Below are 16,008 nucleotides of genomic sequence, written 5' to 3'. Positions count from 1 at the left end.
AAAAACACAAGGAGAAGAAAAGATGTTTGAAAAAGTATTTAAGCTATCCGAGCATCAGACGACCGTAAAGACGGAAGTCATGGCTGGAATTACGACCTTTATGACGATGGCGTACATTCTGGCAGTCAATCCGAGCATCCTCGGATCGACCGGCATGGATCCGACTGCGGTGCTTCTGGCTACGGCTCTGGCATCATTCATCGGTACTGCCTGCATGGCATTTATGGCGAACCTGCCGTTCGTTCTGTCCGCAGGCATGGGACTCAACGCGTATATGGCGTATACGGTGTGCGCGGGCTATGGCTATAGCTGGCATGTTGCACTGCTGGCTGTATTTGCAGAGGGTCTGATCTTCATCGTGCTGTCTCTGACAAACGTGCGCGAGGCGATCTTCAATGCGATTCCGTTGACTTTAAAGCGCGGTGTGTCCGTCGGTATCGGTCTGTTCATCGCATTTATCGGTCTTCAGAATGCGGGACTTTCAGTAGACTCTTCCACACTGGTAACGATCATCAGCTTCCCGGAAAATTTCCATACCGCAGGTATCTGCGCGCTGCTGGCGCTGATCGGTCTGTTTATCATGGCGGTTTTATACACCTACCGTGTGAAGGGCGCGATTCTGTACGGCATTCTGGGAACCTGGATTCTCGGTATGCTGTGCCAGGTAACCGGCATTTACACACCGGACGTAGAGAATGGTTTCTACACCCTGTTCCCGACCCTGGGAATCACCGATTTCTCCAAACTGGGAGAGACTTTTGGTAAATGCTTTACCGTTGACTTCGATGCAGTTGGAATTATCAATTTTATCGTAGTTATTTTCTCATTCCTGTTTGTAGATATTTTTGATACACTTGGTACATTAATTGGTGTAGCAACCAAGGCAGACATGCTGGACGAGGAAGGCCGTCTTCCGGGTATCCGTCCGGCGCTGATGGCAGATGCGATCGCAACTTCCTTTGGTGCGGTATTAGGTACTTCCACAACGACTACCTTCGTTGAGTCTGCATCGGGTGTTGCAGTCGGCGGACGTACCGGTCTGACTGCCCTGGTATCGGCACTCCTGTTCCTGCTTTCCACCCTGTTTGCACCGATTTTTACGGCGATCCCGTCCTTTGCGACGGCTCCGGCATTAATCATGGTTGGCTTCCTGATGGTGGGAACTGTAACTGAAATTCGTTTCGATGAGGACAATATCACCGAGGCAATCCCGGCATATCTGGCAATCATTGCCATGCCGTTGTTCTACAGCATTTCCGAGGGTATTTCCATGGGAATTATCTCTTATGTGCTTTTGAATGTGGCAGCAGGAAAAGCAAAGAAGATCACTCCGCTTATGTATGTGCTGGCGGTGCTCTTCGTTCTCAAATACATTTTCCTGTAACAACTTGTAATAATTTAACCCCTGAAAACTTGACGAAAACAGGTTTTCATAATAAAATAGTCTATATCAAAAAAAGTTTTTAAAATTTTTTTGATTAACGTGCAATAAAATGCGTATGCAGCGCATTAACTTATTGAACGGATGAAAATCATTCCCGCGCGGAAGAACGCGGACAGAGACGAACAAAAACAAATCAAGTTACTCGAAATTCCTTGATGCATTACACTCCGTTACGAACTGTCCAAGATTTTCTGCTGGGATCTTTTCGGTATCGGTTGACAACCAGCAACCGATATTGGGTAAAAAGCGCCGGACCTGCTTGCAGTGCCGGCGCTTTTTACTGTACAAAAAAGGGGTAATTTTTATCAGGAATATCTCATTGACATTTTGGCGGGCAGACGGTATAAAGGACAGAGGGTAACTGTTCACAGGTAGGAATTTTCTGAACTGAAAATTCCGTACGATACAGTTCTGTCAGCAGATTTTGCCGATTTGGAATGCGCAGCATCGGCAAAATCCCGTTGCTGGGCACACGTGTGTGAACAGTAACGACAGAAGAGGGAGTAGACTCTGGCGATAGAAACACGCATGGAACCAGTTCTGGGAGGAGAAGTTAAGAAAACATGAAAACAAAACAGCAGGGCGGGTTTCATACGGAGGTGGGATACATATGAAGATAGAAAATGATTTGGGGCGGGACGATATCCGGCGGCTGGTGATCCGTCTGGCGATTCCTTCGATGCTGGCGCAGTTTATCAATGTGCTCTACAGCGTGGTCGATCGAATCTATATTGGAAATATCCCGGTGATCGGGGAGACGGCGCTTGCGGGCGTCGGCGTCAGCGGACCGATTGTGACGCTGATCTCCGCGTTTGCCTATCTGGTCGGTCTGGGCGGCTCGCCGCTCATGAGCATCCGTATGGGCGAGGGGCAGGATGAGAAAGCGAAAAAGATTCTGGCAAACAGCTTCTGGATGATTGTCGGGCTGTCGTCGGTTCTGACGTTGGTTCTGTTTGTATTTAAACGAGAAATTTTGACGCGGTTTGGTGCGAGTGAAGCGATTCTGCCGTATGCGGAATCGTACTTTACGATCTATCTGCTGGGAACGGTCTTTGCGCTGCTTTCGATCGGAATGAACCAGTTTATTATCTGCCAAGGATTTGCGCGGATCGGAATGATTTCGGTGGCGCTCGGTGCGGTAACGAATATTGTGCTGGATCCAGTGTTTATTTTTGTGTTTGACATGGGCGTGGCGGGGGCGGCGTTTGCCACGGTTCTGTCACAGTTTGCGTCGGCGGTCTTTGTCCTTCGTTTCCTGCGAGGAAATCGCGTGCTTCTGCGGCTTGAATTTGAATGTCCGCAGGTGAAGACAGTCTGTAAGATTGCGCTGATGGGACTGTCGCCATTTTTGATTATCGCATTTGACAATGTGCTGATCATTTCGCTCAATACGGTAATTCAGATGTATGGCGGCGCGGAGGCGGACATGCTTTTGACCTGTACGACAATCGTGCAGAGTTTTATGCTGATCGTGACGATGCCGCTCGGAGGCATTACATCGGGAACGGGGGCGATCCTGGGCTTCAATTTCGGCGCGGGACGCCCGGATCGGATCCGGAGCGCACAGAAGTATATCACATTGCTGGCGGTGGTGCAGTGCAGCATCATGTTCCTGTTTTCCCGGACGCTGGCGCAGTATTTTGTGTATCTCTTTACGCGCAATGAGTCCTATGTGGAACTGACTGTCTGGGCGATCCGGGTCTACACGATGGGGATTATTCCGCTGGCAGTCCAGTATGAGGTCGTAGATGGATTTACCGGAATGGGTGTGCCGTCGGTGGCGATCTCGCTGTCAATGTTCCGGAAGCTGCTGTACCTGGTCAGCGTGTTCCTGATTCCGGTGTTTGCGGGAGTTGAAAATGTTTTCTATGCAGAAGTGGTATCGGATTTCGGCGGAACGACGGTGTCGGTGATCGTGTATCTTCTTTTGATTGGGCGCATTATGGGGCGCTGTGTAGAGCGCGCTAAATTGAACGGGAAAGCAGTGGAAGCAGACACTTGAAGCGGCGCTTAAAATGGCTGAAAATGTGTGTCAGATAACGTTGTCATCCATCAATAAATGAAAAAAATAATGGATTGACAAACGGATTCTCTGGATCTATAATGCAATACAGATAATGAATGACAACAAAATAACGATATCTTCAGGGCAGGGTGTAATTCCCGACCGGCGGTAAAGTCCGCGAGCGCATGGCGCATGATTTGGTGCAATTCCAAAACCGACTGTATAGTCTGGATGAAAGAAGAGAAAACGTAAATAAAAACGGCGGTGCCGGGAAGCTTCCAGATACACTCCCCCGGATGATGGATATGGCGGATATATACCGCTATGGCAAAAGAGAGAGAAAAGTCATCGAGAATGGATGTAAAAAAATATTTACGATAATTAATATCATGAAAGATATTATAAAATAGAAATTATAAGCCCTGAGATGTGAAAATAAAAGTATTTCACATTTCAGGGCTTTTTTGTTTCAATAGAAAATTGTATCATATGAAACAAAAAACGCTCCGTGAGGATGCACACTTGCGCGAAGCAGAAATATGTCGCAGGCGACCGCGTTCGGTGCGAGAATGTGCCTTGGCACATTCTTTTGATAGAAAGGTGGGGAAAAAGATGGAACGAATCCATGTAAAGGTTCCCGGTGAGCAGCCACAGGATCGGGAATATATGAAGCAGGCGTTAGCACTGGCAGAAAAAGGGCACGGATGGGTCAATCCGAATCCGATGGTCGGCGCGGTGCTGGTAAAGGATGGACACATCATCGGCGAGGGATATCATACACGATATGGACAGCTTCATGCAGAACGGGAGGCATTTAAGAATGCGGCAGAGCGGGGCGAAGAGACGGCGGGAGCAGATTTGTATGTGACGCTGGAACCCTGCTGTCACACCGGAAAACAGCCGCCGTGTACGGAAGCGGTGCTGGCATCCGGGGTGAAGCGCGTGATTGTCGGCTGCACGGATCCGAATCCGGTGGTGGCAGGGCGCGGCATCCGGCTTCTGAGGGAAAAAGGGCTGGAAGTGGTGGCCGGAGTTTTACGCGGGGAGTGTGAACGGCGGAATGAGGTGTTCTTCCATTTTATGCGGACGAAACTTCCGTTTACGGTGCTGAAATACGCGATGACACTCGACGGAAAGACAGCGACGGTGTCGGGTAAATCCCAGTGGATCACGGGCGAGGCGGCGCGGAAGCGGGTGCATGAGGACCGCGGGCGTTATATGGCGATTCTGACTGGCGTTTCGACGGTGCTGGCGGACAATCCGCAGCTGACCTGCCGGATTCCGGGAGGAAAAAATCCGATCCGGGTGATTGCAGATACGAAGCTTCGGACACCGCTTTCATCGACCGTGGTACAGACCGCGCGGGAGACACCGACCTGGATTGTGACGGCGGTATCGGATGCCGGAAGGAAGAAAGCATATGAGGACGCCGGCTGTCGTGTTTTAAGTGTCCCGGCAAAAGAGGGAGAACTGGATTTGCAGGCGATGATGCAGCGGCTGGGCGAGGAGAAAGTGGACAGCGTGATGGTCGAGAGCGGCGGGACGCTGGCATGGTCGTTTTTAAAGGCAGGGCTTGTGAACCGGGTGCAGGCGTACATTGCTCCGAAGATTTTCGGAGGTGCAGGCGCCCCGACCCCGGTGAGGGGAACCGGCGTGGATGCGCCGCCGGAGGCATTTCTTCTTAAAAAGCCGGAGGCAGTGTGGCTGGGAGAGGATCTGCTGCTGGAATATGAAGTGTCCGGTCGAGATGCATGAGGCGGTGTTAGAACGGGAAAAAATCGCTGATTTGAAAAGGAGAAAAGATGTTCACAGGAATCATAGAGGAAGTGGGAAGGATCCGCGCGATTGAGCGTCAGGCGGTATCGGCACGGCTGACGGTTGCGGCGTCCAAGGTGCTCTCGGATGTCCATCTGGGTGACAGCATTGCGGTCAACGGTGTGTGTCTGACGGTCACGTCATTTGGGAGAGATTATTTCTGTGCGGATGTGATGCATGAGACGCTGAACCGTTCGTCCCTGGGGGCGCTGGGCGTCAAAAGCCCGGTCAATCTGGAGCGGGCGATGCTGGCGGGCGGACGGTTTGGCGGACATATCGTCTCCGGTCACATCGACGGAACCGGAACCATCCGGGATGTGCGCCGGGATGGAAATGCCGTCTGGTATACGATTCAGGCCCCAGAACCGATTCTGCGGCTGATTGTGGAAAAAGGATCGATCGCGATCGACGGAATCAGCCTGACGGTCGCACAGGTGGATCACGTATCATTTTCCGTTTCCATCATCCCGCATACGCTGCAGGAGACAGCGCTAGCGTTTAAGCGGGCAGGCGATATCGTCAATCTGGAAAATGACTGCATTGGAAAGTATGTGGCGAAGCTGATAGGAGTGGAAGAAGAGGATAAGGCAGGAAAGGGCATGACAAGAGAATTTCTGCAGCGGTATGGATTTTAATAGAGGAGGAGAACAATGAAGCAGTTTGATACAGTTGAAAAGGCTCTGGACGAGCTGAAACAGGGACATTTAATCCTGGTTACGGATGACGAGGATCGCGAAAACGAAGGCGATCTTATCTGCGCGGCAAGTTTTGCCACGACAGAAAATGTCAATTTCATGGCGACGCATGCGAAGGGCTTAATCTGTATGCCGATGAGCGCAGAAATCTGCCGGAAGCTGCAATTCCCACAGATGGTGATGGATAACACGGATAACCATGAGACGGCGTTTACCGTATCGATCGACCATAAAACGACGACCACCGGCATTTCCGCTGAGGAGCGCGGTATTACGGCGCGTGCGTGTGTCGATCCGGACACAAAGCCGGAGGATTTCCGCCGCCCGGGACATATGTTTCCGCTGATGGCGAAGAAAAACGGCATTCTGGAGCGCAACGGCCACACAGAGGCGACGGTAGATCTGATGCGGCTTGCAGGGCTGCCGGAATGCGGTCTGTGCTGCGAGATTATGCGCGAGGATGGAACGATGATGCGGTCGGAAGAATTATTTGCGATGGCAGAACAATGGGGGCTGGCGATGATTTCCATTAAACAGCTGCAGGAGTACCGCAAGAGACATGAAAAACTGGTCGAGTGTGTGGCAGAGACGCGGATGCCGACGAAATATGGCGAATTCCGCGCGTATGGCTACCTGAATCTCTTAAATGGAGAACACCATGTGGCACTCGTCAAGGGCGATATCGGAGATGGGAAAGATGTACTCTGCCGCGTGCATTCGGAGTGCCTGACCGGCGATGCATTTGGTTCTCTGCGCTGCGACTGCGGACAGCAGCTTGCGTCGGCGATGACACAGATTGAGAAAGAGGGACGAGGCGTTCTCCTCTATATGCGGCAGGAGGGACGAGGCATCGGACTTTTAAATAAGCTGCGCGCTTACAAGCTGCAGGATGGCGGCATGGACACGCTGGATGCGAACCTTGCGTTGGGATTTAAAGGCGATCTGCGGGAATACTACATTGGGGCGCAGATTTTAAAGGATCTGGGAATCAAGACGCTTCGTCTTTTGACCAATAACCCTGATAAGGTATATCAGCTTTCGGATTTTGGCATGGAAATCAAAGAGCGCGTGCCGATTCAGATGGAGGCAACGCCGTATGATGGATTTTACCTGAAAACGAAGCAGGCGCGGATGGGACATATTTTGAATTTTAAATAGAAAAAGTGACAGGCGAAAATAGATCGTCGGAAAGGATGGTACTTATGCGTACATTTGAAGGAAACGTAGTAGCGGAAAATAATATGAGGATCGGAATTGTGGCGGCACGATTCAATGAGTTTATCACCTCGAAACTGGTTGCAGGCGCGCAGGATGCGCTGCGTCGTCACAATGTCTCGGAGGAGGATGTAGATGTTGCGTGGGTTCCAGGTGCTTTTGAGATTCCGCTGATTGCGTCGGAGATGGCGAAGTGCGGAAAGTATGATGCGGTGATCTGCGTGGGTGCAGTTATCCGTGGAAGCACAAGCCATTATGATTATGTGTGCAGCGAGGTTTCGAAAGGAATCGCACAGGTTTCTCTGGCAAGCAGCGTGCCGGTTATGTTCGGTGTGCTGACGACGGATACGATCGAGCAGGCGATCGAGAGAGCGGGAACAAAGAGCGGAAATAAGGGATTTGACTGCGCGATGGGAGCAATCGAGATGGTGAATTTGCTGCGGGAGATCCGGAAGTAAAAATAATCAGGTAATCGGGCATCGAAAAAGCCAGGACTGCGGAATGCTGCAGCCCTGGTTTTTTGTCTTAGGAAAATTCGTCCATGCGCCAGGTTTTGGTGTTACCTGTTTTTGTTTGCTATCATGTTACTCTGTTTTCAACAGCCCCTGTTCCGTATAATATTTCTCAGCTCCCGGATGCAGCGGAATAGGAAGCTGGCTGCATATATATTCCGGATCAGATAAGTTACTTAAGGAGGGGTGGGCGCTGATCAGTTCTTCACGGGATTCGTCGAGAATCTTGGTGATGGTGTAGACCAGCTGTTCGTCCATGGATGCGTCCACGCAGAGAAGGCATTTGATTCCGAAGGTTTTCAGTGTCTCGGTTTGTCCCGGATAGGTACCGGCTGGGACGGTGGCGCGGACGTAGAAGGGGCTGGCTGCAAGAATTTTTTGCAGTTCTTCGTCAGTGTACTCCAGCAGGCGGCAGGGCGTCTGGCTGGCCAGGTCGGTCAGGCTGTGGACCGGGATTCCGGCGAAGCTGTGGACGGCGTCGAGTTTACCGTTTAAGACAGAGTCCACGCTGGCGGAGAAGCTGTAGTTTTCAAGGGCAGTGTTGGCAATATTGAGCCCGGCTGCCTTGAGAGCGGTGCGGGCGGAAAGCTCCGTGGTGGATCCTTCTGGTCCGACGGCAATGTGGTGTCCGGCGAGTTCATGAACGTAGGAGATATGCTCGGATTCCGGCGCCATCCAGGTGGACAGGCTTGAATAGACGGCCCCGATCGCCCGCAGGGATTCGACCGGATGACCGGAAAATTCGTCCGTTCCCTGATAGGCGGAAAATGCCACATCGCCGCTGACCAGTCCCATATCAAATTGTCCGTTTTTGATATTTTCCACGTTCGTGTAGGAACCGTTGGAGGCGCTTAAATTGACCTTGAGCTGTTCATCATGTCCGCTTAAAACAGAGGCGATGGCACTGCCAACCGGGTACATGGTTCCGCCGCTGTCGGCAGTTCCGATGGTCAGAACGTGCAGCTCTTCGTCTGCTTCGTTGGGATGGTCGTTGACCCGCGCATCTGCGGAGGTGCTGCCGGAACAGCCGGAAAGTCCGAGCAGGAAGGTAAGAAGCATCATTGGTGCCAATTTTACCAGTTTTTTTATTTTCATAGATCTCACCTTTTCGTAGTTTATCAGTATATAGAAAAAAACGCAGCGGTTCTGTCGAATGCTGCCTTAGCGATTAAAAGAATATTAAAACTCTATAAAAGTATAACATAAAAAACAGTGATAAGACAAGACCAAGGAAGAGGAAAATATAAATGTAACTGTTCACAGGTAGGCACTTTTGGAACCGAAAGTGCCGTAAGAAAACGTGGTGGCAGCAGGAATTTGCCGTATTTAAATGCGAAGCCACGGCAAATTCCGTTACTGGGCACGTATGCGTGAACAGTAACAAAAAAGAGCGTCCGGTTTATGTGGGGGAACCGGATGCTCTTCTTTCAGGTTACATTTTCAATTGAGCTTTAGGTATGTTGTTATATAAAAGATGTCTTATATGAAGTGTTCCTATCTCGTCTCAGTGATTATTTTGTAATCAGGCTGGAGAAGATGGAAAGGAAAATCGGGTTGTAAATATCGTCGATGATAACTGCGAAGGACGGATACAGAACCCAAGCAACGGTGTGCCATCCATACTGATCCATAACGGCTTTCTCGTTTGCTACTGCGTTCGGACCTGAACCACAGCCCCATCCACAGTTACCAGCTGCCATAACAGCTGCACCGTAATCGCGGCCAAATACGTTGAAGGATACGAAGATTGCAAAGAGTGCCATCAGGATAGCCTGTGCAAGGAGGATGATACCCATCTGACCAGCTACCGGAGCCAGCTTTGTGATATCGATGGTCATCAGAACCAGTGCCAGGTAGAGTTCCAGGAACATATGCTCGATAGCGTCGATCTCCGGAACCGGGAATTCGATACCAGCTGCATCCATGATGTTTCTTGCGATAGCACCTGCGAACAGACAGCCGATGAATTTCGGCATCTCGATCATTGGGATGTTGTCTAACAGGCAGTAGATCGGCATACCAAGTGCTGCTACAAGCAGAGACAGGGCAAATGCTTTGATCATACGGGTGTTGTTAAGAACAGCTGCTGAACCTGCTTTTGCGGATTCCGGTCTGTCGTTCGGGTCAGATTTCAGACCGTGACGGGAAATCAGGAAAGCTGCAACCGGGCCACCGATTAAGGAACCCATGATGTTGCCCATAGTACCGGCTGCTACACCGACTGTGGTTGCATCCGGAGCACCCATGTTCTCGAAGATAGGACCAAATGCAGAAGCAGTACCAACACCGCCGGACATAGCTGAGGAAGAACACTGCAGAGCCAGAAGCGGATGAAGACCGATGGCGCTGCCTACCAGGTAACCAACGACATCCTGTAAGGTAATCAGGACACAGGCTGCAACTGCGATTGCGATACAAAGCTTTCCGCCTGCATGCTTTAACATCTTGTAGCTGAAGCCGAAACCTACGCACAGGAAGAATAAGTTCTGGCATAAGTCTTTCACGATTTTTGCATCAAAGGAAAAACCGATGATTCCGGAACCCTTGATGATAGATACAACAACAGAAAAGATGATACCGGAAATAACCGGAGCCGGTATTGCATATTTTCTGAGCAGGGCGCTGTGAGCGACAATCGCGCGTCCTAAGAAGATAACGATGGCTGCGAAACCAAGTGTGGTCAGATACTCGAACTGGAATGTAGCAATCGCACCGTCCGCTGCCGGTGTGTAAGTTCCAAAGTACCCCATAATGTGTTCTAACATAGAACTTCCCTCCATTCTTTTTTAAGAATTTGTTTATTTCTTTTATAAGCAGTTTATAAGATTGAAAAAGGGAAGTCAATTTATGTAATTTTAAATACAGTTTTGTAAGTATTGTAAATAAAAATGACTATAAGAAAGCGACTGCAGTATAGATACGGTTCTATGATGAATCTGTACAGCTGTAGCCGCGAAAAGGCAGGAAAAACCTGTATATTGCTGGAAAACGAAGTGGCTCTTATTTTCCGGAATATCTATATTTAATAGAAGGGCGTCCACCGGTCTGGTAATCGATCATGCTGACCAGTTCGTTGGTTTCAACCAGGTAATTTAAGTACCGCCGGACTGTAATACGGGACAAATGAACCTGTTCCGAAATCTGTTCGCTGGACCAGACCTCCTCCGGATGTTCGGAGAGAAAGAGACGGATCAGTCCAAGGGTGCGTTCATTTAGGCCCTTTGTCAGCGGAGCGCTCTGGGAGGAGACATCCGGGACGGAGAAGAGGCGGTCGATCTCCGCCTGTCCCAGGTCAGAAGCGGACGCCGATGTTTTCAATTCCTCCTGACGTTTCGCAAATCGTTCCAGGGCAGCTTTGAAACGGTCATATTCAAATGGTTTGACGAGATAATCGGTGACGCCGCGGGAAATAAGCCGGCGGACGGTCTCTGCGTCGTTGGCAGAGGTTACCATGATGATCGCAGGGGTCATGCCAGCCGCGTGGAGCTGGTCGATAAATTCGTCACCGTTCATCTGAGGCGTGTAGTAGTCGAGAATAATCAGGTCAACCGTGCAGTTCTGCAGATACTGCAGGGCAAGGATGCCGTTTTTGAAAGTTGCCTCCACGTGAAAAGAGGAGGTCAGCTCGACATACTGTTTATTGATGGATGCAACCATCGGATCATCTTCTATAATAATGACTTTATACATTAGATTCTGTCTCCTTTCGGGTAAATGTCAGGGTGAAGCAGGTGCCCTCGCCAGGCTCTGTGTCGATATCAATGGTTCCGCCGTACTCCTCCATCAGCTCATGAACCAGGAAAAGCCCGGTTCCGCGGTTCTCGCCCTTGGAGGAAACACCTTTTTCGAAAATATGATCGAGCAGCTGTGGCTGTATGCCGTGCCCGGTGTCCTCGCAGGTGATGATGTTGACGTCTGGGCGGCAGTAGATGCCGATGTGGATCTCGCGCGGGCTTTCAGATGCGTTAATGACATCCGGACTGGCGGTGTGATCGTGGCTTAGCTCTTCAATGGCATTTTCCATCAGATTGCCGAGAATGGTGACAAATCCTTCCACCGGGATCAGCAGATCATGGTCGCGGCAGGTGCTGTCGGCGCTGACCTGCAGGCGGATGCCAAGCTCGGCGGCGTGCATCATTTTCCCGATCACAAGCGCACAGATTTTCGGAACGCGGATGCAGTTGGCTGTCTCACGGACGGACTGGCTGGAGACAAGGCTGCTGTTGGTGATAAAATTCATCGCCTGCTGAATCTCCCCGGTCTGTAGGTAGCCGAGAATGATGTGCAGCTTATTTAAAAATTCATGGTTGAACGCGCGCAGCGTGTCCAACATATTGTGGGCGCCGGAAAGCTCGTCGGAGAGACGCAGGAGGTCGGTGCGGTCAAATAAAACGATCAGGACACCCCGGCGCGCCTGTTTACCGCGTCCATGGATCGGCACCTCCTTGACGATGAGCTGGCGTCCGGCGAAGCTGATGCTCTCGTGCGTTACACTTTCGCCGGTTTTTATGACCTGATCGAAAGCGGTCTGTGGAAACAATTCCTGAATCGTTAAGTGGGTGAGCGGAGGTTCGTTTGCAGGACGACCGAGTATCGTGGAAACTTTCTGGTTGGCAAAGAGAATTCTGCCGTCCAGATCGGTTGCGGCAAGTCCCTCGTCGATCATATTCATGACCTCATCCTGGCGGGTATAAATATTGACGAGTTCTTCCGGGTCATATCCCAACAGGGAGTCGCGCAGCAGGGAGAACATTGTGTGCGTCAGGGAAATGCTGACGATCATCATGATCAGGAATATAATTATATAAAAGAACAGCAGACTGCGGTGCTGGGCTGACAGAGTAGCGGTGAACAGGGAAACCATCACAAAACCGACGATCTCTCCGTCGCTGTTTTTTACTGCGTGAAAGGCGCGCCGCTGCATGCCGTGCGTGCCGTAGCCGGTTGTGATATATGGATCGCTTCCTGCCAGAATAGCGTCCTCGTCACCTGCCACGTAGGAATCGCCGGTTTTCAGACGGTTCGTGTGGTAAAAGCGCAGTCCGTTTTTATCACTGATGAGGATGACATTGATATCTGGTATATTCAAAGAAAGAGAATCCAGGTCGCGGGTCACGGTGGAATCAGGATAGCCGTTTTCCAGCATGGCGGCGACATCCGGAATTGCAGCAATATAAGAAGCAGTGCCGCTGATCAGCTTGTCCATATCCTTTCGCTGTCTGGAAATATCAAAAAACAGAGTAAAACCAAGTGAGATGAGCACCAGAGTAGCGGAAAGGAGCAGAAAGGATCGGTACAGATTCTGTTCCAGCGCTGATTTTCCTTCCTTTATCTTCATATATAAAACCTCCGGAATTTATTTGATGTAGGAAATGAGTTGATCCGGTCTGCAAAATGTGTAAACCAAAACGATGATTAAAGTTATTATAGTAAAAAAAGAAACGATCTGCAAGAAAGTGTGGAGGTTTACAAGACGCCGGATGGCGAGTTGCAAAGTGGCCGGGTTATTGTTCACGGGTAGGCACTTTTGGAACCGAAAGTGCCGTAAGAAAACGTGGTGGCAGCAGGAATTTGCCGTATTCAAATGCGAAGCCACGGAAAAAGGTTGAAAAACAAGAAGAGATCGATTAAAATGAAAATAGTTCGAATTAGAGCATTTGGTTAAAAAAATATGCAAAATTAAGACTGTCAGCACAAAATTCCATTTAATATATGACAATCCGTCGAAGTTGTGCGCAGAAAGAGAGAGAATACTGAATATTTGCTGTAAAATTTACAAAAAACCACTTGCTATTTTAGGAAAAGTTGGGTACAATACAAGCAGGGTTGATTAATATTTAACAATCATGAAGATGAATTTCTAGGAGGAATGAGATCATGGCAGTAAAAGTTGCAATTAATGGTTTTGGTCGTATTGGTCGTCTGGCTTTCAGACAGATGTTTGGCGCTGAGGGTTACGAAGTCGTAGCTATCAACGATCTGACAAATCCGAAAATGTTAGCTCACCTGTTAAAGTATGATTCTGCTCAGGGCAGATACGATGGACATACGGTAGAAGCTGGCGAAGATTATATTGTAGTAGATGGCAAGAAGATTACTATCTACGCAAAGGCAAACGCTGCTGAACTTCCGTGGGGCGAGATTGGTGTAGACGTAGTTCTGGAGTGTACCGGATTCTATACATCCAAGGCAAAAGCACAGGCACATATCGATGCAGGCGCTAAGAAAGTCGTTATCTCCGCACCGGCAGGCAATGACCTTCCGACTATCGTATACAATGTAAACCACAAGACACTGAAACCAGAAGATAAGATTATCTCCGCAGCATCCTGTACAACTAACTGCCTGGCTCCGATGGCTAAGGCATTAAACGATTATGCTCCGATTCAGTCCGGTATCATGTCCACCATCCACGCTTACACAGGCGATCAGATGATTCTGGACGGACCGCACAGAAAAGGCGATTTAAGAAGAGCAAGAGCAGGCGCTGTCAACATCGTTCCGAACTCCACCGGTGCTGCAAAAGCGATTGGTCTGGTTATTCCGGAATTAAACGGCAAGCTCATCGGTTCCGCACAGCGTGTTCCGGTTCCGACTGGTTCCACTACCATTCTGACAGCTGTTGTTAAGAAAGCTGACGTTACCAAGGAAGCTATCAACGAGGCTATGAAGGTAGCTCAGACTGAGTCCTTTGGCTACAACGAGGATGAGATCGTTTCTTCCGATATCGTAGGTATCCGCTATGGTTCCCTGTTTGATTCTACACAGACTATGGTATCTCCGATCGGTGATGACTTATATCAGGTACAGGTTGTTTCCTGGTATGACAACGAGAACTCCTACACAAGCCAGATGGTTCGTACAATCAAATACTTCGCAGAGCTGGCATAATTTTATCGATTCGATAGAAAATCATAAGGATTCAAGATGGGTCCGGTCCTCGGTCGGGACCGGACCTGTTTTTTATTCTTTTATAATGTAAAGGAGACAGGATATGCTGAATAAAAAATCCGTGGATGATATCAATGTAAAGGGCAAACGCGTTCTGGTACGCTGTGATTTCAACGTACCGTTAAAAGAAGGAAAGATCACCGATGAAAACCGTCTGGTGGCAGCGCTTCCGACGATCAAAAAACTGATTGCGGACGGCGGAAAGGTAATTCTCTGCTCCCATCTTGGCAAACCGAAGGGAGAGCCGAAGCCGGAGCTGTCTCTGGCACCGGTAGCCGTTCGTCTGTCTGAACTTCTGGGACAGGAAGTGAAATTTGCAGCCGATCCGGAAGTGGTTGGACCGAACGCAAAGGCAGCCGTTGAGGCGATGAAGGATGGCGAGGTTGTTCTGCTTGAGAACACCCGTTACCGTGCCGAGGAAACCAAGAACGGTGAGGCGTTCAGCAAGGATCTGGCATCCCTGTGTGATGTCTATGTGGACGATGCATTTGGTACTGCACACCGCGCACACTGCTCAAACGTAGGCGTGACCCAGTATGTGGACACCGCAGTAGTTGGTTACCTGATGCAGAAAGAGATCGATTTCCTTGGAAATGCAGTAGATAACCCGGTCCGCCCGTTCGTTGCCATTTTAGGCGGCGCGAAGGTAGCCGATAAATTAAACGTTATCTCAAACCTGCTGGAGAAGTGCGACACGCTGATCATCGGCGGCGGCATGGCATTTACCTTCTTAAAAGCACAGGGCAAGGAGATTGGTAAATCCTTAGTCGATGATACAAAGTTAGATTATTGCCGTGAGATGGTAGAGAAGGCGGCGAAGCTTGGCAAGAAACTGCTTCTTCCGGTTGATGCAGCTGTAGCAGCATCCTTCCCGGATCCGATCGATGCACCGATCGAGGTACAGAATGTATCGGTTGACGCTATCCCGGCTGACACGATGGGACTTGACATAGGACCGGAAACTGCAAAGCTGTATGCAGACACCGTAAAATCTGCTAAGACAGTTGTATGGAACGGACCGATGGGTGTATTTGAGAACCCGACTCTGGCACAGGGTACAATCGCAGTTGCAAAAGCACTGGCAGACACCGAAGCGACCACGATCATCGGTGGCGGCGATTCTGCAGCAGCGGTCAACCAGCTTGGATTTGGCGACAAGATGACCCATATTTCCACCGGCGGCGGCGCTTCCCTGGAATTCTTAGAGGGAAAGGAGCTTCCGGGTGTAGCGGCAGCGAATAATAAATAAATGTTACTGTTTACAGGTAGGCACTTTTGGAACCGAAAGTGCCGTAAGAAAACGTGGTGGCAGCAGGAATTTGCCGTATTTAAATGCGAAGCCACGGCAAATTCCGTTACTGGGCACGTATG

12 protein-coding genes and 1 riboswitch are annotated in these 16,008 nt (G+C 49.8%); of the genes, 8 read left to right on the top strand and 4 right to left on the bottom strand.

The genetic code is table 11. The features are described from left to right. The first annotated feature begins 22 nt into the window (after positions 1-22). From DWV73_RS04250 to ribE, 6 genes are all read left to right on the top strand, one after another. Positions 23-1,384: an NCS2 family permease gene (locus DWV73_RS04250; protein WP_022359656.1), complete on the top strand. Its 1,362-nt coding sequence runs from the start codon at positions 23-25 to the stop codon at positions 1,382-1,384. A gap of 670 nt (positions 1,385-2,054) precedes the next feature. Further along, positions 2,055-3,446 (top strand): MATE family efflux transporter, encoded by a 1,392-nt coding sequence (locus DWV73_RS04245; protein WP_117795948.1) that lies wholly within the window; start codon positions 2,055-2,057, stop codon positions 3,444-3,446. Positions 3,447-3,580: 134 nt separating this feature from the next. After that, positions 3,581-3,696: riboswitch (FMN riboswitch) on the top strand. Positions 3,697-4,061: 365 nt separating this feature from the next. After that, entirely contained in the window at positions 4,062-5,204 is a 1,143-nt protein-coding gene (gene ribD / locus DWV73_RS04240; protein WP_117795947.1) for a bifunctional diaminohydroxyphosphoribosylaminopyrimidine deaminase/5-amino-6-(5-phosphoribosylamino)uracil reductase RibD, read from the top strand. A 47-nt stretch (positions 5,205-5,251) separates the two neighbouring features. Beyond that, positions 5,252-5,899 (top strand): riboflavin synthase, encoded by a 648-nt coding sequence (locus DWV73_RS04235; protein WP_117795946.1) that lies wholly within the window; start codon positions 5,252-5,254, stop codon positions 5,897-5,899. 15 nt (positions 5,900-5,914) lie between these two features. Beyond that, on the top strand, positions 5,915-7,117 hold the full coding sequence (locus tag DWV73_RS04230; protein ID WP_107001076.1) for a bifunctional 3,4-dihydroxy-2-butanone-4-phosphate synthase/GTP cyclohydrolase II: 1,203 nt from the start codon (positions 5,915-5,917) through the stop codon (positions 7,115-7,117). Positions 7,118-7,161: 44 nt separating this feature from the next. After that, positions 7,162-7,632, top strand: a complete 471-nt coding sequence (gene ribE, locus DWV73_RS04225; RefSeq protein WP_022359479.1) for a 6,7-dimethyl-8-ribityllumazine synthase — start codon at positions 7,162-7,164, stop codon at positions 7,630-7,632. A 126-nt stretch (positions 7,633-7,758) separates the two neighbouring features. On the opposite strand, the gene DWV73_RS04220 is transcribed toward ribE, so the two are convergent. From DWV73_RS04220 to DWV73_RS04205, 4 genes are all read right to left on the bottom strand, one after another. Then, complete coding sequence (locus DWV73_RS04220; protein ID WP_117795945.1) at positions 7,759-8,781, bottom strand: TAXI family TRAP transporter solute-binding subunit; 1,023 nt, start codon at positions 8,779-8,781, stop codon at positions 7,759-7,761. Between the two features lie 416 nt (positions 8,782-9,197). Next, entirely contained in the window at positions 9,198-10,451 is a 1,254-nt protein-coding gene (locus tag DWV73_RS04215; protein ID WP_107001073.1) for a sodium/glutamate symporter, read from the bottom strand. A gap of 235 nt (positions 10,452-10,686) precedes the next feature. After that, positions 10,687-11,376 (bottom strand): response regulator, encoded by a 690-nt coding sequence (locus tag DWV73_RS04210; protein ID WP_117795944.1) that lies wholly within the window; start codon positions 11,374-11,376, stop codon positions 10,687-10,689. After that, a complete protein-coding gene (locus DWV73_RS04205; protein WP_117795943.1) occupies positions 11,369-13,024 on the bottom strand; it encodes an ATP-binding protein in 1,656 nt (551 codons plus the stop codon). The genes DWV73_RS04210 and DWV73_RS04205 overlap by 8 nt, the downstream gene beginning before the upstream one ends. A 539-nt stretch (positions 13,025-13,563) precedes the next feature. Here DWV73_RS04205 and gap point away from each other — a divergent pair. Both gap and DWV73_RS04195 read left to right on the top strand, forming a co-directional pair. Further along, positions 13,564-14,577, top strand: coding sequence for a type I glyceraldehyde-3-phosphate dehydrogenase (gap, locus tag DWV73_RS04200; RefSeq protein ID WP_117795942.1), 1,014 nt, complete (start codon positions 13,564-13,566; stop codon positions 14,575-14,577). 103 nt (positions 14,578-14,680) lie between these two features. Then, positions 14,681-15,886, top strand: coding sequence for a phosphoglycerate kinase (locus DWV73_RS04195; protein ID WP_107001070.1), 1,206 nt, complete (start codon positions 14,681-14,683; stop codon positions 15,884-15,886). Positions 15,887-16,008: the final 122 nt, after the last annotated feature.

The sequence above is a fragment of the Clostridium sp. AF12-41 genome (assembly GCF_003461685.1).
In the GTDB taxonomy this organism is placed as follows: Bacteria; Bacillota; Clostridia; order Lachnospirales; family Lachnospiraceae; genus Otoolea; species Otoolea fessa.
This window is presented reverse-complemented; position numbering and strand designations above follow the sequence as displayed.